Below are 17,342 nucleotides of genomic sequence, written 5' to 3' on the forward strand. Positions count from 1 at the left end.
CTGCTCTCAATGTGGCTTCCCCTAGGCGACATTGAGAGCAGCCCCCAAATCCCAAGTGTTGCCACGCGATTCAGCCCCGCATTCCCCCAACGTGGCTGGAGAGAAACAGAATGTTTCTCACATGGGACAAGTTTGATGGGGCCCCTCACACGCAAAACATCGAAGGCTGACTTGGTTTTGCCATCACGCAGATCACGCGCTAGGCTGATTGCGCCCATTCCCGCTTTGTGAGGCCCCATGCAAACCACCGACCGCCCGACCCTCGTCTTTGACGTCAATGAAACATTGCTTGACCTGACCACGCTTGAACCTGTGTTTGCCCGCGCCTTTGGCGATGCGGCCATGATGCGGGTCTGGTTTTCTGAATTGATCCTTTATTCCCAAACCCTGACATTCGCGGGCCACTACCGCCCGTTTGGTGAACTGGGCATGGCGGTCTTTACAATGCTGGCAACAGTAAAAGGCATCGCTGTTCACAAGGATGATACATCGGCGCTTGGCCATGCCCTGACCCATATGCCGCCCCATGGGGATGTTGAGGCAGGATTAACGCGCTTGCGTGCTGCGGGGTTTCGATTGGTCACATTGACCAACTCGCCCCTTGGCGCAGAATCGGCCCTGTTTCGTGCGGGGCTAGACCGCTTTTTTGACGGAAATTTCAGCGTGGCCGAGGTTGCAGCGTTCAAACCCGCCCCTGCGGTTTACGAACATCTTGCCACATCGCTGAACCTTGCCCCTGATCAGATGTGCATGATTGCCTGCCATATCTGGGATACGATCGGCGCACAGGCCTGCGGCTATCGCGGCGCATTTTTGCATCGCACAGGCAATGCGCCCTTGCCGATTGCGGATATACCGCAACCCGACATCATAGCGCGCGATATGACCGATCTAACAGATCAGCTCATTGCGCGTTGGGGATAAGGGAAAAACAGAGGTTGGTACCCGAGGCCGGACTCGAACCGGCAAGCCGTTAGGCGGTGGATTTTGAATCCACTGCGTCTACCAATTCCGCCACTCGGGCTCTGTGCAAAGCGTCCTATACCGCGCGCGGGGGCGCGTCAACGGGTCAACACGCAGCCAAGTGCGAAAGTTTGATCTTCGCTCACCGCGCGCCCTGTAAAGCGATAGACCAAAGCCCCGACGCGCTCATGCAATGCGCGCCGCATAACCGCGACCTTATCGCGATATTCCCCAGAAAACCACTCATCCGCTATCGGACTATGATCCACGGGATAAGGAATCAAACTGCGCCACCCCGCCGCACAAAAGCTAGAGATCGCGCGCGGCATATGCATCGCCGATGTCACGATGATCCAATTCTGATTGGCCAAATCGGGGGTGATCTCACGGACAATCGCGGCGGCATTCAGCGCTGACTCGGCTGAATTGCGACTTTGCGATTCGAGGGTGAGGCGCTCAGCTGCAATCCCCGCCTCACGAATGGCCCTTGCGCTGACTTCAGCCTCACTCAAAGAATGGCCTTGAAGATCAAGCCGCCCCTGCCCACCTGCCACAATCACAGGCACATTCGGCAAGGCATGGGCCAAGGCAATGCTCGCCAAAATACGATCCGCCGCCTCGCCTGTATTGACGAGGCCCGTGCGGGCGGTGCGATCCGTATTCTCGGCCCCCGTCATCAGCAAAACACCGCGCGCCCCTGTCAGATCAGGATTGGCCATAAAACGCGCCTCAAGCGGCCCTGCAATCCAACGATCCACAGGCGCGGCCATCACAAACCCCACAAAGCCAAGCGATAAGAGCCAGAACCAAAGCGCGGCACGCCGCCACCGCACAAGCAGCGCCATCACCCCAAGCCCCCCCAAGATATGTGGCCATAGCTCGACATAGAGCGTGAACCGCATCAGTTTAGACGCGAGGTAAAAAAGGTCTCCCCCCATCTCAGCCTTTCACGCTTCGAGTTCTGCATCCCAATACAGGAAATCCAACCAACTTTCATGCAGATAATTGGGTGGAAATTTTCGGCCCAGATTGCGCAGCTCCTCCGCCCCCGGTTGACGCGGGGCTTGGCGCAGGCTCATACCCGCCTGACGCAGGCTTTTTGACCCTTTGCGCAGGTTGCACCGACCACAGGCCGCCACAACATTTTCCCAAGATGTAACGCCCCCTCGCGCGCGCGGCACAACGTGATCAAAGGTCAAATCCCCGCGCGAGCCGCAATATTGGCAAGAAAATTGATCCCGTAAAAAAAGATTAAAGCGCGTGAAGGCCACGCGCTTTTGAGGTTTCACATAATCTTTGAGAACAACCACAGAGGGGATTTTGATCTTGGTCGTTGGCGAATGAACGAAGGTGTCATACTCAGCCACGATATCCACCCGATCCAACCACACCGCCTTGACCGCTTCCTGCCACGGCCAAAGGGATAAAGGATAATAAGACAGGGGGCGGTAATCCGCGTTCAGCACCAAAGCAGGGTGTTGCCTTAGCGATGCGGGTTCGCGCGTAAATTCCGTCCTGAAATCGCCATCCATGAGTGACTCCGTCTCCGCTCTGTTTGCCTGCGCCTCAAGCACCAGAACGGGAGCCCCGCTCCAGCATTGATCCCACTATATATGGGCATTGCAATCTGGCAAGCCCCTTCATCTATGTGGTCACAATCCCGAGCGTAACGAAACTGAACGTCACTTTTGTGACATTGGAGGCACCCACCCCGTGCGTCTAATCTTCGAGCCCGAATTTATCGCGCAAAAAGGCCAGACAAACCTGCAACCCATCGGGCGCAATCCCATGCCCTGTGCCCCGCATGATATGGGCATAAACCTCGCGCCAGCCTGCTTCTTGCAGCGCCTCTGCGGCCTCGGGCAAGGCTTGTGGGGGGACAACATCATCTTGATCGCCATGGATCAGCAATACGGGCGGGCGACAATCCGCCTCCTCTTTCAGGCGTTCTGGCTCCAACAGGCGGCCCGAAAACCCAACCACTGCGCGCAGGCTATCTTCCATGCGCGGCGCGACATGTAAGCTCAACATCGTGCCTTGCGAAAACCCAACCAAGGCTACATCGCGCGGTGTCAGGTTATTCTCTTCCATCACCTGTTCCAAAAACGCATTGAAATCATCAAAGGCCCGCGCAAGCCCTGCGCGGGCATCCTCCTCGGATGAGCCATCAATCCACGGGATAGGGAACCATTGATACCCCATCGGATTAACCGAACAGGCCTCGGGCGCATTAGGGGCGATGAAAATTGTGTCAGGCAGATGTGGGGCCATCGGATCGGCCAATCCCAAAAGATCAGCCCCATCCGCGCCATAGCCATGGACGAAAATCACCGCGCGGGCGATATAGCCTGACTGCGGCTCGCTGCTTTTGTAATCCAATGCGCGCGTCATGCGACCCCCTCACGTTCTTTGACCATATGGTAGTAGCCCCAGAGCGCCCGCGCAGCAATGGCCCGATGCGGCGACCAAGGCGCCGCCATGGCGCGCAAGCGGCGCTCATCTGGCCGCTGCGGCAGATCAAACAACACGCGCGCCGCCTCTTGCAGGGCCAAATCACCCGCAGCGAAGGCATCAGAATGGCCAAGGGCAAACATCGCGTAAATTTCTGCCGTCCAACGGCCAATCCCTTTGACAGCGGTCAAAGCGGCCACCACCTCATCGGTGCTTTGGCTGTGCAGCCGCGCGTAATCAATCCGCGCCTCGGCCAAAGCGCGCATATACCCTGCCTTTTGACGGCTGAGGCCAAGCACGCGCAAATCGGCCTCGGATGCTGCCAAAACCGCATCTGGCTGTAACATTCCCGCCTCTGCAAGGCGCGCGGTGATCGCATTCGCACTGGCCACTGAAACCTGCTGCGAGATAATCGCCTTGGCGAGGGCCACAAACCCCGCCTCTCTTGATCGCAAGGTGACGCGGGCAGGATCAACACGGGCAAAAGCAGATTCAATCTGGCACAGGGCGGCCAACCCATCAGACAGCAAATTTTCGTCTTTGAGATGATAAGCCTGATCCATTGTTCAACCTGTCGCAGCAAATTCTTGCATTCCACCCTAGACCTGATGCGCAGAAAGACCTAGCCCTGTGGCCATATGTGCCAAAGAATGAATATATCCCATGACCACTGCTCAAATTGATGATCGCGCCGCCAAACGCAATGTTTTCGTTTTGATCCTTGCGCAGGCCTTCCTTGGCGCGCAAATGCCGATGATCTTTGTGGTGGGCGGGCTTGCGGGCCTGATGATCGCACCAAGCCCTGCATTGGCCACAATCCCGATTTCTTTGATCGTCTTTGGCTCGATGACCACTGCGCCATGGTTGTCGGCACTCATGCAGAAATATGGACGGCGGGTTGGGTTCTTTGTCGGCGCGCTTGGCGGGGCCTTAGGGGCGGGCATTGCCAGTTTGGGCCTCTATCTCGACAATTTCGCGGTCTTCCTAATCGGCTCCTATCTGACGGGCATTTATATGTCGGCGCATGGGTTTTACCGCTTTGCCGCCGCCGATAGCGCCTCGGACGATTTTCGCCCGCGCGCCATTTCCTACGTTATGGCGGGCGGCCTTCTGTCGGCATTGATCGGGCCGCAATTGGTCAAATTCACCTCCGATGCCACTGTTGTGCCCTTTCTGGGTACTTACCTTTCTGTGGTTTTGATCAATCTCATCGGTGTCACCTTATTCTTTTTTCTCGATGTGCCACCCCCCAAAGCCCCAAGCGCGGATGCGCCGCAGGCCCGCAGTCGCCGCGAATTGCTGCGCGACCCGAAAATCGCCGTTGCGATTATCTGCGGCATGGTTTCCTACGCTTTGATGAATTTGATGATGACATCGACCCCTTTAGCCGTGGTCGGATGCGGGTTTCCGACCGGAACCGCCGCAGATATCGTCTCGGCCCATGTGATCGCGATGTATGCCCCCTCGTTTTTCACGGGCCATATCATAGCGCGATTTGGCGCAGTGAGGGTTGTGGCGCTTGGCCTATTCTTACTCGCGCTTGCGGGCGTGGTAGCCTTGATGGGCGTTGAATTGACGAATTTCTTCATCGCGCTTGTTCTCTTGGGCATTGGTTGGAATTTTGGGTTTATCGGCGCAACCGCCATGCTGACCCAAGCCCACCCTGCGCATGAGCGGGGACGCGTGCAGGGCTTGAATGATTTTCTTGTCTTTGGCTGCGTCACCCTTGCATCGCTGTCATCAGGGGTTTTGATGTCTTTGGGTGAAACCACCCTTGCAGGGTGGAATGCGGTCAATATCGCAATGATCCCGTTTTTGGCCCTCGCAGGCGCTGCCCTAATCTGGCTTGTGCTGCGCCCTGCTGATGAGGCAGCCGCCTGACCCTACCACCGCCCTGTCAGGGAAACATAGGCGAGGCGTAGACGCTTACCCGCCTCTGATGGCTCAAGCCCGCCTTGCGCCACAAGGGCAGGATGGGCAGCCGCCTTTTTCAAAATAGGCTCTGCCAACCATGCCGCGTATAGCGCGGGCGTCACATGGGCGGGGATCATTCCCCGCTCTATGCGCGCGGCGCGCAATTTACCAAGCCCCATTCGCGCCAAATGGGCCACAGTGGACGAGCGACCATCATGCAAAGGGGTATGCCCCTTTTCCTCAAGCGCGGGGATCGCGCGCAGATATTTGGCCAACCCCATGGCCCAACCTATCGCACGAATGGCAGGCTCGAACATGTCCTGCGCCCCCAAACTGCGCGCAGCCATCCACAAAAGCCCTGCCCCCGTGGCCTCGATATAGGCGCTGAACGCGGCCTCATCTGCGAAGCCATCCATGGTGGTGTCGCGCATCCGTGCCGCCACAAGATCGGACAAAAGCCCCGCATCACGCGCAGGCAAACTGGCCGCCAAAGGGGCCGCCCATTCATGCGCAGGCAAGGCCCGCCCCGCCTGCAATGCATCGGCCAGATCCGCCCAAAATTGCAAGCGCATCTGTGCCACCAATGGCTCAGGCGAGGCATAGGGCGCGCGCGCAATTTCCAAATTTACCGCATAAATTGCAAAAAGACGGGAGCGCAGATCGGGCGGCGCGGCCATCACGGCCAAGAACCGCTCGGGATCGCCACGCTCGATCACGCTTGCAAGCCGCGCCAAATCTTGGCTCATGATGCAGGCGCCCCGTCTTGGATCAGTTTCCAATGCACCGCATCCAAAAGCGCCTCGAAACTCGCATCCACGATATTCGCAGAAACGCCCACAGTCGACCAACGCCGCCCTGTATCATCTTCGCTGTCAATGATGACACGCGTAACCGCCTCGGTGCCCCCTTGGGTGATCCGCACTTTGAAATCAACCAGACGGATCGTGTCGATATAGCTTTGATACGGCCCCAAATCCTTGGCCAAGGCTTTGGAGAGCGCATTCACGGGCCCGCGATCTGATCCTGTCTCATCCATGCTTTCAGAGACAGACAACATTTTTTGATCGCCAATTTTCACAACCACGACCGCCTCAGAAAGGCTGACCATCTTGTCATATTTGTTTTTGCGCCGCTCGACAGTCACGCGATAGCGTTTGACCTCGAAAAAGCGGGGCATCTGGCCAAGGGCGCGCCGCGCAAGCAACTCGAAACTCGCTTGGGCGGTGTCATAGGAATACCCCGCCGCCTCGCGCGCTTTGATCTCCTCTAGGATTTGGCCAAGCGCGGGGTCACCATCATCCACCATGATCCCCGCCTCGCTCAGGCGGCGGCGCAGATTGGATTGCCCCGCTTGGTTGGACATCGGGATCACCCGCGCATTTCCGACCGACTCGGGCAGGATATGTTCATAAGTGGCGGGGTTTTTCAGGATCGCCGAAGCATGCAAACCCGCCTTATGCGCAAAGGCGGAGCTGCCCACATAGGGGGCTTGACGCTGTGGCACGCGGTTGAGAATTTCATCCAACAAGCGTGAGGCACGGGTCAGGTTTTTCAACCCAGCTTCGCTGACGCCAATTTCATATTGGCTGCAATAGGGGTCTTTCAAAAGCAGGGTCGCAATCAGCGTAGTTAGATTGGCATTGCCGCAGCGCTCGCCCAAACCATTGAGCGTGCCTTGAATATGGCGCGCGCCTGCATCTATCGCGGCCAAACTGCCCGCAACGGCCGTTTCCGTGTCATTATGGGTGTGAATCCCTACCCGATCCCCCGCCACTCCAGAGGCGATTACCGCCCGCGTGATCTGGCCTATTTCATCAGGCAAAGTGCCGCCATTCGTATCGCACAGAACGATCCACCGCGCGCCCGCATTGTACGCCGCGTGAATGGCGGCCAAGGCATAATCTGGGTTGGCCTTATAGCCATCAAAAAAATGTTCTGCGTCAAACAACGCCTCGCGCCCTGCGGCCACGAGATGGGCGATGGAGGCGCGGATATTTTCGAGGTTCTCTTCAAGGCTGATCCCAAGCGCCTCGGTCACATGGAAATCATGGGTTTTGCCAACCAGACAAACCGCAGCCGTGTCCGCATTCATCACGCCCGCCAGAACATCATCATTCGCGGCAGAGCGGCCTGCGCGTTTGGTCATCCCAAAGGCCGCCATGGTCGCGCGCGTGTCAGGCACCGCTTCGAAAAAGGCACTATCCGTGGGGTTGGCGCCGGGCCAGCCCCCTTCGATATAATCCACCCCCAGATCATCGAGCATCGCGGCAATACGCAGCTTGTCTTGGGTGGAAAATTGCACCCCTTGCGTCTGCTGCCCGTCCCGCAAGGTGGTGTCATAGACATAGAGGCGGTCGCGGGTCATGTTGCCCCCCTTGTATTGCCCGTGCAAAGCGCAGGCAGCGCCCGCACCGCCCCCCACGGGGCAGGCGCAATTCTGTTCCAAAGGCCACTCACAACAGACCTTCCAATTTCAACGGGTCAAAATTCGCGGTTGGGATCAACTCGACCCCGTCCTTGGTCATCCGCACCTCGACCCCCGCATCGGTTAACGCGGATTTCAGGGCATCAACAGGTGCGAAATCTTTTGTCTCCATTGCGGCCTGACGCACGGCAAACAACTGCGCCTCCAATGCCGAAAGATCAACATCGGGGGAGGCTACCCAATCAGGCACCCCGACTGAGGCTAGACCCAAAATCGAGAGGCCCGCACGCAAGCAAGCAGCATCGCCGGATTGCGAAATCTGATGCAAGGCCGTAATCGCAAGGGGTGTGTTCAAATCATCAGACAGCGCCGCAAGCATCGCGTCAGGCACGGGGGCCTGCGGCGCATTGGCGGCCTGTGCATACCATTTGCGCAGCGTCTTCTTCGCCCCCGCCGCCTTCTTCGCTGTCCAATCCATGGGCTTCGAATAATGCGTGGACAGCATCACGAAACGGATCACCTCGCCCGGCACGCCCTGATCCAGTAAATCGCGCACGGTGAAGAAATTGCCCAAGGATTTGGACATTTTCTTACCCTCGACCTGCAACATCTCATTATGCATCCAAATATTGGCAAAACCCGCGCCTTGATGGGCGCAGCAGCTTTGCGCGATCTCGTTCTCATGATGCGGGAACATCAGATCATTGCCGCCGCCATGAATATCGAAATGCGATCCCAGCAATTCGTGGCTCATGGCCGAGCATTCAATATGCCACCCCGGACGGCCATAACCCCATGGGCTGTCCCATCCGGGCGTGTCCGCATCGGATGGTTTCCACAGCACGAAATCCATCGCATCGCGCTTATAGGGGGCCACCTCGACCCGCGCGCCTGCGATCATATCCTCGACTGTGCGCCCTGACAGGCGGCCATAATCAGGATAGGAGACAACAGAAAACAGCACATGCCCTTCAGCCGCATAGGCGTGACCCTTGGCGATCAGATCTACAATCATCGTGATCATCTGCGGGATATAGGCGGTTGCGCGCGGCTCATGGGTGGGGCGCAAGACGCCGATGGCATCCATATCAGCGTGATACCAACCAATGGTTTCCTCAGTGATCTCGCCAATCGCGCGGCCCGTCTCGCGCGCCTTCGCGTTGATCTTGTCATCCACATCGGTGAAATTGCGCACATAGGTGACGTGATCTTTGCCATAGACATGGCAAAGCAGCCGATACAGCACATCAAACACAATCGCAGGGCGGGCATTTCCCAGATGGGCGCGGTCATAGACAGTTGGCCCGCAAACATAGAGGCGCAGATTCGTTGGATCAATCGGGGCTAAACCCTCGATTTTGCGCGTCATAGAATTGCGAAGCTTGATCTCACCCATCGCTTAGATTGCCCCTCTCCCTGAGCCTGACGCGGCACTACGGCCACACCAGAATTCGCGCCATTGCCCTATCAGGTTGTTTTGGAATTGAAAATAACCCTTCGCGCGCCCGTTCTCGTCAACACCCCCCAAACCTCAGACAAGCGCCTCACAAATTCCTTGCATTTGATAAGAAATTGCACATTTTTAGAGCCATGTTTGAAGAATTTGTCGAGCGCCACTGCAAATCACTGCCTGGTGCACGCCTGGCTGACCCCTTCGGCCCAGACATGTATGTCTGGACGCTGGCCGGGAAGATGTTTGCTGCTTACACCAAAGGCAGCACGGGCGTGTCTATCCGCGCAAGATCAGCCCAAGAGGCGCAAAAAATGATCCAACAAGGCAAGGCCGTTTCTGCCCCCTATCTCAAAAGCGGGGGTTGGGTGATGGTCGAATGGCGCAACACAAGCCCCCATGAGCTGCGCCGCTATATCACGCAAAGCTATGCGCAAGTGCGGGCAGAATTAAACCCAAACCAACAGGCCAGCCTGCCGCCCTTTGATGCGGCGCAATTCATGGGTTAACGGGGCAATGCCGCCGCTTCGCGCGCAAGGCTGGTGATTGCCTCCCAATCCCCCGCGGCCATGGCCGCCTTTGGCGCGACCCATGATCCGCCCGCGCACAGCACATTGGACAGGCTCAGATAGCTTTGCGCATTGGCAAGGCCGATCCCACCCGTGGGGCAAAAGGCCACTTGCGGGATTGGCCCACCGATGGATTTCAACGCAGGCGCCCCGCCAACCGCCTCGGCGGGGAAGAATTTCAGCATATCATAGCCCCGCTCATAAAGCGCCATCACCTCAGACGCGGTGACAGCCCCTGGAAGAAGCGGCAGCGCCTCATCTTCTGCCGCGGCCAAGACGCGATCTGTGGCACCGGGGCTAACCGCAAAACGCGCCCCTGCGGCCTTTGCGGCCTTCATATCGGCGGGGGTCAAGATCGTGCCTGCGCCCACAATCCCACCCTCAACCTCGGACATGGCGGCGATAGCATCCAAGGCACAGGCGCTGCGCAATGTGACCTCAAGCACAGGCAGACCGCCCGCAACCAAGGCACGGGCCAAAGGCACCGCATGGGCGAGATCCTCGATCACCAAAACGGGAATGATGGGGGCGTGAGCCGCAAGGCCACGCGCGAATTTTGATTGCTCTTGCGGTGTCATGGGACCCCTTCCCTTTTTTTACACGACAACACCGGCACCGCTTGAGGCGGGGCCAGCATGGGCGCGGAAGATTTCAAACAATTCACGGCCAATCCCGTGGCCATTAGCGCTGAGATCAGGTGTGACTGCAGTGCGATCTGCCAGATCAGGCACCAGAGCCTCAAGCACGCCTTTGACGGCATCCACGCGGATCATATCGCCCTCCCGCAACCGCGCAAGGAAACCACCATCCAACGCCTCGGGGCTGACATGGATTGCGGCAGGCACTTTGCCCGATGCGCCCGACATACGGCCATCCGTCACCAAGGCCACCTTATGGCCGCGATCCTGCAACACCGCCAAAATCGGTGTCAGGTTGTGCAACTCTGGCATCCCATTGGCCTTTGGCCCTTGGAACCGCACAACGACCACAACATCGCGGTTCAAATCGCCTGACTGAAACGCCGCTTTAACCGAGGCTTGATCATGGAAAATTGCGGCGGGAGCCTCTATCACCTGACGCTCTGGGGTGACAGCAGACACCTTCATAACACCTTCGCCCAAATTGCCCTTAAGCGCCACAAGCCCCCCAGTGCTTTGGAAGGCATCCTTCGCAGGGCGCAGGATTTTTTCGTTCAGCGTGGTCTTGGGCCCTGCCTGATACACCACCCCGCCATCGCTTAGTTTTGGCTCTTGCATGTAATGGGCCAAACCCTGCCCCATCACTGTCTGGGTGTCGGGGTGCAACAAGCCTGCATCTAGCAATTCGCCAATCATAAAGCCCAAACCGCCCGCGGCGTGGAAATGGTTCACATCGGCCAACCCATTGGGATAGACCCGCGCCATCAGCGGCGTTGCAGCAGAGATATCCGCGAAATCCTGCGGCTCTAGGATCACACCCGCCGCGCGGGCCATGGCGACCAGATGGATGACCAAATTGGTCGACCCGCCTGTGGCCATCAAGCCCACAAGACCATTCACAAAGGCCTTTTCATCCAGAATATCGCAAACAGGGCGATACTGATCCCCAAGCGCGGTGATCTTGGCCACCTGCGCAACACCTGCATCGGTCAACGCATCGCGCAAGGGCGTATGCGGGTTCACGAAACTAGCACCTGGCAAATGCAGACCCATAAACTCCATAAGCATTTGGTTGGAATTGGCCGTGCCGTAAAAGGTGCAGGTGCCTGGCCCGTGATAAGAGGCCATCTCGGCCTTCATCAATTCCTCGCGCCCGACCTCGCCTGCGGCGAATTTCTGGCGCACCTTCGCCTTTTCATCATTGGGTAGGCCACTGGTCATCGGCCCTGCAGGCAAAAAGATGGATGGCAAATAGCCAAATGTTGCCGCTGAAATCACCAAACCTGGAACGATTTTATCACAAACGCCCAAATAAATTGCCGCGTCAAAGGTGTTATGGCTTAACGCGACACCTGCAGCCAAGGCAATTACATCGCGGGAGAACAAGCTCAGCTCCATCCCCACCTGCCCTTGGGTGACCCCATCGCACATGGCAGGCACACCGCCCGCAACCTGCGCCGTGGCCCCGTTGGCCCGCGCTGCGGCCTTGATCCGTTCGGGGAAATTCTCAAAGGGCTTATGCGCGGAAAGCATATCGTTATAGGCGGTCACAATCCCAAGATTTGGCGCGCGTGCCGCCACCAAAGGATCCTTGTCCCCCTCCATCGCCGCATAAGCATGAGCCTGATTGCCACAGGTCAAATGCGCGCGGCGCGGGCCATCGGCGGCGGCCGCACGCATCCGATCTAGATAGGTCTTACGCGGCCCTTGCGAGCGCGCAATGATCCGCGCGGTGACAGCTTCGATACGGGTATCCAAGGACATAGACAAAAACCTCCATCTTCTGAGGCTTGCTATAATATGTTAGCGCTAACTATGCCAGAGGGAAATCGCACTCAATGCGGGGCTACATTCGGCAAAAACACCTTGTTGCCGCGATAAAGCAGCGAAATTCCCTTGTGGAAAAGGTGAATTTTCTCAGGTGCTGCACCCAGTCGCAGCACTTGCCCCCGCTTTGAGGGGTGAATCCCCGAAAGTTTTGCAATCACAGGGTCATCGCCCGTGCTGCCTGTGCTGTCGAAATAGAGAAGCGTCACTTCGCCAAGCGCCTCAGTGATGCCGACACGCCCCTCAAAGGCGAAATCATCCCCTTCTGCGGCGACAAAATCTTCGGGGCGGATGCCGATCTCAACCTTCATGCCTTTATCGCCCTTTTGGGTCGGGATGGCGGCTGTGATGATCCCGCCACCTTGATCCGCTCGGATCTTGGTGGTTTTGCCTGTGCCAACCACCTCGCCCGAGAGCAGGTTCATCGCGGGGCTGCCGATAAACCGCGCCACGAATGTGGAATTGGGCCGCTCGTAGAGATCAAGCGGCGCACCGACCTGCGCAATACCGCCCCCTGCCAAGACCACGATACGGCTTGCCAAAGTCATGGCTTCAACCTGATCATGGGTCACATAGATCATGGTGGTTTCTGGCATCGCCTCTTTAAGCTGCGCGATTTCAAGACGGGTCGCCACACGCAAAGCCGCATCTAGGTTCGACAGAGGCTCATCAAAGAGGAACACTTTGGGGTCACGCACAATGGCACGGCCAATTGCCACGCGCTGGCGCTGACCGCCTGACAATTCCTTGGGCAGGCGATCAAGCAAGCTGCCAAGCTGCAATTTCTCGGCAGCGGCACGCACGGCCTTGTCGATGGCCTCTTTCCCCTGCCCTGCAATCCGCAGGGAAAAGGCCATATTATCATAGACGCTCATATGCGGATAAAGCGCGTAGGATTGGAACACCATCGCAATCCCACGTTGCGAGGGCGGCATATCATTGACGCGCATCCCGTCAATTTCCAACGTGCCGCCCGTGATCCGCTCTAGCCCCGCGATCATGCGCAACAGCGTGGATTTCCCACAGCCAGAGGGGCCAACGAAAACAACCAATTCGCCCGTCTTGATCTCAAGATCAATGTCAGACAGCACCTTGACCTTCCCATAGGCCTTTTCCACGGCACTCAGTTTCAAATCGGTCATCTTCAGCCCCCCTTTTGAACAGCCTTGCCGCGCCTTAGCGGTTCTGCGCGCCAAACCATGCTTGATAGGCGGGCAAGGTCAACATGCCCGCTGCAACAGTTGCATGAAATGGTGCGGTAATATCGTCATATGCGCCCGCAGGCAGTGGAAGCTCGCGCGTCTCACCACTGAGGTTGAACGCACAAAAGACCGCGCGCCCCTGATATCTGCGCCAGAACGCGACCACATCTTGCGTATGGGTGACAAATTCAAACTCCCCTTTGACCAATTCGGGCAAAGATTTCCGCAAAGTGATCATGCGGCGATAGAATGCCAAAGTGCTGTCTTCAAGGCGGGTCTGCGCCTCGACCGAGCGCTGCAAATGTTCCACCGCGACAGGCAGCCATGGCTTGCTTTGGCTAAACCCGCCATTGTGATTGTCGTTGACCCATGGGATCGGCGTGCGACAGCCATCACGGCCCTTGAATTTTGGCCAAAAGCGGATGCCATAGGGATCCTGCAATTCTTCAAAGGCGACATAGGCCTCGGTCAGCCCCAATTCCTCGCCCTGATACAGGCAAACTGAACCGCGCAGCGATAACAAAAGCGCCGCAAAGACGCGCTGCCCTGCCTCATCCAAATTCCAACGGGTTGGATGGCGCACCACATCATGGTTGGAAAAGGCCCAACAGGCCCAACCATCGCCAATGCTGGCCTCTTGCTTTTCAATGACCGCGCCCACGGTTTCCGCGCTTGGCGTCTCTCCTGAGAGGAAGTCAAAGCTATAGCACATATGCACCTTATCACCGCCTGAGGTGTATTGTGACTGTATCTCAAGGCCATATTGCGCATCACCCACCTCGCCTACGGCGGTGGCAGCGGGGTATTCGTCCATCACCGCGCGCATACGGCGCAAGAAATCCAAATTCTCGGGTTGGTTTTTGTCATAAAGGTGATCTTGCCAATTATAGGGGTTCACCTCAGGCGCGATGGTGAAATTCCGCCGCTCTGGCGCAAGCGCGGGATTATCGCGCAGCAGCTTGTCATGGAAATAGAAATTGATCGTATCAAGGCGGAACCCATCAACCCCCCGATCCAACCAGAAGCGGCACACATCCAAAAGCGCATCCTGCACATCTGGGTTATGCAGGTTCAAATCTGGCTGCTCGACAAGGAAATTGTGCAGGTAATATTGCATCCGCTCGGGCGACCATTCCCACGCGCTGCCGCCGAAAATTGACAACCAGTTATTGGGGGGGCTGCCATCTGGCTTGGCATCGGCCCACACATACCAATCCGCTTTTGGATTGTCGCGAGTTTCGCGGCTTTCAATAAACCAAGGATGCTGATCCGAGCTGTGCGACAGCACCAAATCAATCAGAACCTTCAGGCCCAGATTATGCGCCTTTTCAATCAACGCATCGAAATCAGCCAATGTCCCGAACATCGGGTCGACATCGCGGTAATCGGAGACATCATAGCCGAAATCAAGCATGGGGGATTTAAAGAATGGCGAGATCCAAATCGCATCCACCCCAAGGCTTGCGATATGATCAAGGCGGTGAATGATCCCCGCCAGATCGCCAATCCCATCATCATTGCTGTCTTGATAGCTGCGCGGGTAGATCTGATAGATCACCGCACCACGCCACCAATCCTTATCAATGCCAAGGATATCGTTGGGGTTAATTTCAGGCATGATTGTCATTTATATCTCTCATTTTACAGAGCCAGCCAAAAGGCCACGCACCAAGTAACGTTGTAAGGAAAAGAAAACCGCCAAAGGCACCGCGATGGATACAAAGGCAGAGGTTGCCAATATTTCCCAATCACCACCGCGTGTGCCCATCATTTCGACCAATTGCCGCGTCATCACAGTGGTTTCGCCCGAGCTGTCGATCAAGAACACCATCGCGACCAAAAGGTCATTCCATGTCCAAAGAAATTGGAAAATCGCAAAGGACGCCAAAGCGGGAAAACTCAGCGGCAGGATGATGCGCGTGAAAATCTGAAACTCGGTCGCGCCATCCACGCGCGCGTTTTCAATCACCTCGCGCGGCAGGCCCACCATGTAATTGCGCAAAAGGTAAATCGCCAAGGGCAGACCAAAACCCGTATGCGCCAACCAAACGCCCAAATAGCCTTTGCCAATACCGATATCATTATGCAGCTTCAGCAGTGGGATCAGCGCCAATTGCAGCGGCACAACCAACAACCCCACAACAGCCGCAATGAGCAGCGCCCGCCCTGGAAACTCCATCCACGCCAAGGCATAGGCCGCAAAAGCCGCGATCAAAATGGGAATAATCGTTGCAGGGATTGTCACCGTCAGTGTATTGAAAAACGCCTTTGACATCCCCTCGCGGTTTGAAGGGTCGAACAAAACATTTTGATAGTTGCCGAGGGTGAAATCAGGGGGCGCAGAAACAGTCACGAAAATCCGCGCACCGCGCCCCTCAATCTGATCTGCAGTGCCGCGCCATTCATAATCGCCGCGCGCCGTGACAGTCAGGGTTTCCCCCTCGCCCAGATCAGCGACCTCATCGGGTTGATAGGCATCAATCGCGCGCGAGGATGCGCCCCATGCGCTGATCTCTCGGGCGATCTCATCAAGGTTTGCGGCGGCCCCGCCCTCGACAAAAATATTGCCAGAAACGAGATAGATACCATCGCCCAAATCCACCCGCGCCTCGTCAGGATCTGCGGTGCGATAGGTTTCGTTTTGCACCGCAGGAAACAGCGCAGCCCACCATCCCGAACTGCGGATTTGATCCGTTGTGCGGAAGGACGACACCAATAGCCCCAGTGTCGGTAGCACCCATACGATCACAAGGGCCAAGGCCGAAAAATGCACCGCCCATGATAGGCCCGATTTGCGCCCCGCAATATGATCCATCAGCGCATCTCCCGTCTGGCGTTATAGACGTTCCACACAAGGATCGGCAGCACCAAGATCATGATCACCATGGCGGCCGCTGAACCCACGCCCCAATCATTGGCGCGGAACAGTTTGTCATACATGTAATTGGCCAAAACTTGGGTTTCCCATTGTCCATTGGTCATCGCAAAAACGATGTCGAACACCTTGAGAACCACAATCGTAATGGTCGTCCAAACCACAACAATCGTGCCCGCGATTTGCGGCACTTTGATTTTGAAGAAAATTTGAAACGGGTTTGCCCCGTCCACAATGGCGGCCTCAATGGTTTCCTCAGGAATACCGCGCAAAGCCGCGGATAGGATCACCATGGCAAAGCCTGTCTGAATCCAAATCAAAACAATGATCAGAAAAATATTGTTCCAAAAGGGCACAGTCAGCCAAGTGATTGGGCTATCGCCGCCAAGCTGCAAATAAACGGCGTTAAGAATCCCGATCTGTGCCACATCCTCGGGGCGGGCATCATAGACCAATTTGAAAATCACCGCCGCGCCAACAAATGAAATCGCCATCGGCATAAAGATCAGGGATTTCGCGATATTCCCCCAACTGATCCGATCTGTCAGCTGCGCCGCCAACAAGCCAAAGGCAGTCGAGGCCGCAGGCACAATCAAAAGCCACAGGAAATTGTTGCGCAACGCCTCCCAAAACTTGGGGTCATCCGTCATGCGCGCGTAATTCTCAAGCCCAACAAAGGCGCCACCAAGGCTGCGGTCAGTCAAGGACAGACGCAATGTCTCAAAGACGGGATAGGTCAAATAGAGCGCGAGCGCGAAAAGAGCGGGAAATAGAAAAAGCCACGGGCGTATCGCATTGGCGCGATTGATATTGCGCCCTGCATTTGCCCCGCGCGCAGGAAACAGCACGCGATCAAGAATTTGGTTCGAGAGGTAAAAATAACCCACGCAGCCCCCCACCCCAATCAGGATGGTCAATGCCGCTTGCATGATTGGTGACATGGGTGCCCTTCCCCGATGCGCACGAAAAATCCGCGCAATCAAAAATAGGATCAGCCCGCGATACGCAGGCTGATCCAAAACCTAGCG

Annotated in this window: 16 protein-coding genes and 1 tRNA gene; 3 read left to right on the forward strand and 14 right to left on the reverse strand. The window is 56.8% G+C overall.

Annotated features, from left to right (window positions below):
- Nucleotides 1-237: 237 nt before the first annotated feature.
- Nucleotides 238-924 carry a haloacid dehalogenase type II gene (locus tag AAC621_RS01340; RefSeq protein WP_340251428.1) on the forward strand — a complete coding sequence of 229 codons (687 nt, stop codon included), beginning with the start codon at nt 238-240 and terminating at the stop codon, nt 922-924.
- A gap of 15 nt (nt 925-939) precedes the next feature.
- Here the strand turns inward: AAC621_RS01340 and AAC621_RS01345 are convergent.
- The 5 genes from AAC621_RS01345 to AAC621_RS01365 all read right to left on the reverse strand — a co-directional run bounded on the left by AAC621_RS01345 (nt 940) and on the right by AAC621_RS01365 (nt 3,977).
- A tRNA-Leu gene (locus AAC621_RS01345) sits at nt 940-1,024 on the reverse strand.
- 37 nt (nt 1,025-1,061) lie between these two features.
- Nucleotides 1,062-1,901 (reverse strand): YdcF family protein, encoded by an 840-nt coding sequence (locus AAC621_RS01350; protein WP_340251430.1) that lies wholly within the window; start codon nt 1,899-1,901, stop codon nt 1,062-1,064.
- Between the two features lie 9 nt (nt 1,902-1,910).
- The gene (locus AAC621_RS01355; RefSeq protein WP_340251432.1) at nt 1,911-2,495 is read right to left on the reverse strand and encodes an HNH endonuclease; all 585 of its coding nucleotides are present in this window, start codon (nt 2,493-2,495) and stop codon (nt 1,911-1,913) included.
- Nucleotides 2,496-2,682: 187 nt separating this feature from the next.
- The gene (locus tag AAC621_RS01360) at nt 2,683-3,354 is read right to left on the reverse strand and encodes an alpha/beta hydrolase (protein ID WP_340251434.1); all 672 of its coding nucleotides are present in this window, start codon (nt 3,352-3,354) and stop codon (nt 2,683-2,685) included.
- On the reverse strand, nt 3,351-3,977 hold the full coding sequence (locus tag AAC621_RS01365; RefSeq protein ID WP_340251436.1) for a DNA-3-methyladenine glycosylase family protein: 627 nt from the start codon (nt 3,975-3,977) through the stop codon (nt 3,351-3,353). The genes AAC621_RS01360 and AAC621_RS01365 overlap by 4 nt, the downstream gene beginning before the upstream one ends.
- 100 nt (nt 3,978-4,077) lie before the next feature.
- On the opposite strand from AAC621_RS01365, the gene AAC621_RS01370 reads away from it, so the two are divergent.
- A complete protein-coding gene (locus AAC621_RS01370) occupies nt 4,078-5,295 on the forward strand; it encodes an MFS transporter (RefSeq protein ID WP_340251438.1) in 1,218 nt (405 codons plus the stop codon).
- Nucleotides 5,296-5,297: 2 nt separating this feature from the next.
- Here the strand turns inward: AAC621_RS01370 and AAC621_RS01375 are convergent, their stop codons facing one another.
- The 3 genes from AAC621_RS01375 to cysS all read right to left on the reverse strand — a co-directional run bounded on the left by AAC621_RS01375 (nt 5,298) and on the right by cysS (nt 9,149).
- Complete coding sequence (locus AAC621_RS01375) at nt 5,298-6,074, reverse strand: squalene/phytoene synthase family protein (RefSeq protein WP_340251440.1); 777 nt, start codon at nt 6,072-6,074, stop codon at nt 5,298-5,300.
- Nucleotides 6,071-7,693: a citramalate synthase gene (cimA, locus tag AAC621_RS01380; RefSeq protein WP_340251442.1), complete on the reverse strand. Its 1,623-nt coding sequence runs from the start codon at nt 7,691-7,693 to the stop codon at nt 6,071-6,073. Before cimA ends, AAC621_RS01375 begins: the two co-directional genes overlap by 4 nt.
- An 88-nt stretch (nt 7,694-7,781) precedes the next feature.
- Nucleotides 7,782-9,149, reverse strand: a complete 1,368-nt coding sequence (gene cysS, locus AAC621_RS01385; protein WP_340251444.1) for a cysteine--tRNA ligase — start codon at nt 9,147-9,149, stop codon at nt 7,782-7,784.
- A gap of 194 nt (nt 9,150-9,343) precedes the next feature.
- Between cysS and AAC621_RS01390 the strand changes: the two genes are divergently transcribed.
- On the forward strand, nt 9,344-9,712 hold the full coding sequence (locus AAC621_RS01390) for an MmcQ/YjbR family DNA-binding protein (protein ID WP_340251447.1): 369 nt from the start codon (nt 9,344-9,346) through the stop codon (nt 9,710-9,712).
- On the opposite strand, the gene eda is transcribed toward AAC621_RS01390, so the two are convergent.
- From eda to AAC621_RS01420, 6 genes are all read right to left on the reverse strand, one after another.
- Nucleotides 9,709-10,350, reverse strand: a complete 642-nt coding sequence (eda, locus tag AAC621_RS01395) for a bifunctional 4-hydroxy-2-oxoglutarate aldolase/2-dehydro-3-deoxy-phosphogluconate aldolase (RefSeq protein ID WP_340251451.1) — start codon at nt 10,348-10,350, stop codon at nt 9,709-9,711. The two genes, AAC621_RS01390 and eda, sit on opposite strands and share 4 nt — an antisense overlap.
- Before the next feature lie 18 nt (nt 10,351-10,368).
- Nucleotides 10,369-12,174, reverse strand: a complete 1,806-nt coding sequence (gene edd / locus AAC621_RS01400) for a phosphogluconate dehydratase (protein ID WP_340251454.1) — start codon at nt 12,172-12,174, stop codon at nt 10,369-10,371.
- Between the two features lie 71 nt (nt 12,175-12,245).
- The gene (locus AAC621_RS01405; protein WP_340251457.1) at nt 12,246-13,379 is read right to left on the reverse strand and encodes an ABC transporter ATP-binding protein; all 1,134 of its coding nucleotides are present in this window, start codon (nt 13,377-13,379) and stop codon (nt 12,246-12,248) included.
- 34 nt (nt 13,380-13,413) lie between these two features.
- Complete coding sequence (locus AAC621_RS01410; RefSeq protein WP_340251460.1) at nt 13,414-15,066, reverse strand: alpha-amylase family glycosyl hydrolase; 1,653 nt, start codon at nt 15,064-15,066, stop codon at nt 13,414-13,416.
- A 9-nt stretch (nt 15,067-15,075) separates the two neighbouring features.
- On the reverse strand, nt 15,076-16,254 hold the full coding sequence (locus AAC621_RS01415; RefSeq protein ID WP_340251463.1) for a carbohydrate ABC transporter permease: 1,179 nt from the start codon (nt 16,252-16,254) through the stop codon (nt 15,076-15,078).
- Entirely contained in the window at nt 16,254-17,255 is a 1,002-nt protein-coding gene (locus tag AAC621_RS01420) for a carbohydrate ABC transporter permease (protein ID WP_317654513.1), read from the reverse strand. Before AAC621_RS01420 ends, AAC621_RS01415 begins: the two co-directional genes overlap by 1 nt.
- Between the last annotated feature and the right edge of the window lie 87 nt (nt 17,256-17,342).

It is taken from the genome of Roseobacter sp. HKCC-CH-9208 (assembly GCF_037805125.1).
Classification (GTDB): domain Bacteria; phylum Pseudomonadota; class Alphaproteobacteria; order Rhodobacterales; family Rhodobacteraceae; genus M30B80.

What these genes read in the sequence shown, in the direction of transcription:
- AAC621_RS01365 (WP_340251436.1), bottom strand. Translation starts at nt 3,977, where the DNA reads ATGGATCAGGCTTATCATCTCAAAGACGAAAATTTGCTGTCTGATGGG.
- AAC621_RS01340 (WP_340251428.1), top strand. Translation starts at nt 238, where the DNA reads ATGCAAACCACCGACCGCCCGACCCTCGTCTTTGACGTCAATGAAACA.
- AAC621_RS01370 (WP_340251438.1), top strand. Translation starts at nt 4,078, where the DNA reads ATGACCACTGCTCAAATTGATGATCGCGCCGCCAAACGCAATGTTTTC.
- AAC621_RS01415 (WP_340251463.1), bottom strand. Translation starts at nt 16,254, where the DNA reads ATGGATCATATTGCGGGGCGCAAATCGGGCCTATCATGGGCGGTGCAT.
- AAC621_RS01420 (WP_317654513.1), bottom strand. Translation starts at nt 17,255, where the DNA reads ATGTCACCAATCATGCAAGCGGCATTGACCATCCTGATTGGGGTGGGG.
- cysS (WP_340251444.1), bottom strand. Translation starts at nt 9,149, where the DNA reads ATGGGTGAGATCAAGCTTCGCAATTCTATGACGCGCAAAATCGAGGGT.
- AAC621_RS01405 (WP_340251457.1), bottom strand. Translation starts at nt 13,379, where the DNA reads ATGACCGATTTGAAACTGAGTGCCGTGGAAAAGGCCTATGGGAAGGTC.
- eda (WP_340251451.1), bottom strand. Translation starts at nt 10,350, where the DNA reads ATGACACCGCAAGAGCAATCAAAATTCGCGCGTGGCCTTGCGGCTCAC.
- AAC621_RS01390 (WP_340251447.1), top strand. Translation starts at nt 9,344, where the DNA reads ATGTTTGAAGAATTTGTCGAGCGCCACTGCAAATCACTGCCTGGTGCA.
- cimA (WP_340251442.1), bottom strand. Translation starts at nt 7,693, where the DNA reads ATGACCCGCGACCGCCTCTATGTCTATGACACCACCTTGCGGGACGGG.
- AAC621_RS01355 (WP_340251432.1), bottom strand. Translation starts at nt 2,495, where the DNA reads ATGGATGGCGATTTCAGGACGGAATTTACGCGCGAACCCGCATCGCTA.
- edd (WP_340251454.1), bottom strand. Translation starts at nt 12,174, where the DNA reads ATGTCCTTGGATACCCGTATCGAAGCTGTCACCGCGCGGATCATTGCG.
- AAC621_RS01350 (WP_340251430.1), bottom strand. Translation starts at nt 1,901, where the DNA reads ATGGGGGGAGACCTTTTTTACCTCGCGTCTAAACTGATGCGGTTCACG.
- AAC621_RS01360 (WP_340251434.1), bottom strand. Translation starts at nt 3,354, where the DNA reads ATGACGCGCGCATTGGATTACAAAAGCAGCGAGCCGCAGTCAGGCTAT.
- AAC621_RS01375 (WP_340251440.1), bottom strand. Translation starts at nt 6,074, where the DNA reads ATGAGCCAAGATTTGGCGCGGCTTGCAAGCGTGATCGAGCGTGGCGAT.
- AAC621_RS01410 (WP_340251460.1), bottom strand. Translation starts at nt 15,066, where the DNA reads ATGACAATCATGCCTGAAATTAACCCCAACGATATCCTTGGCATTGAT.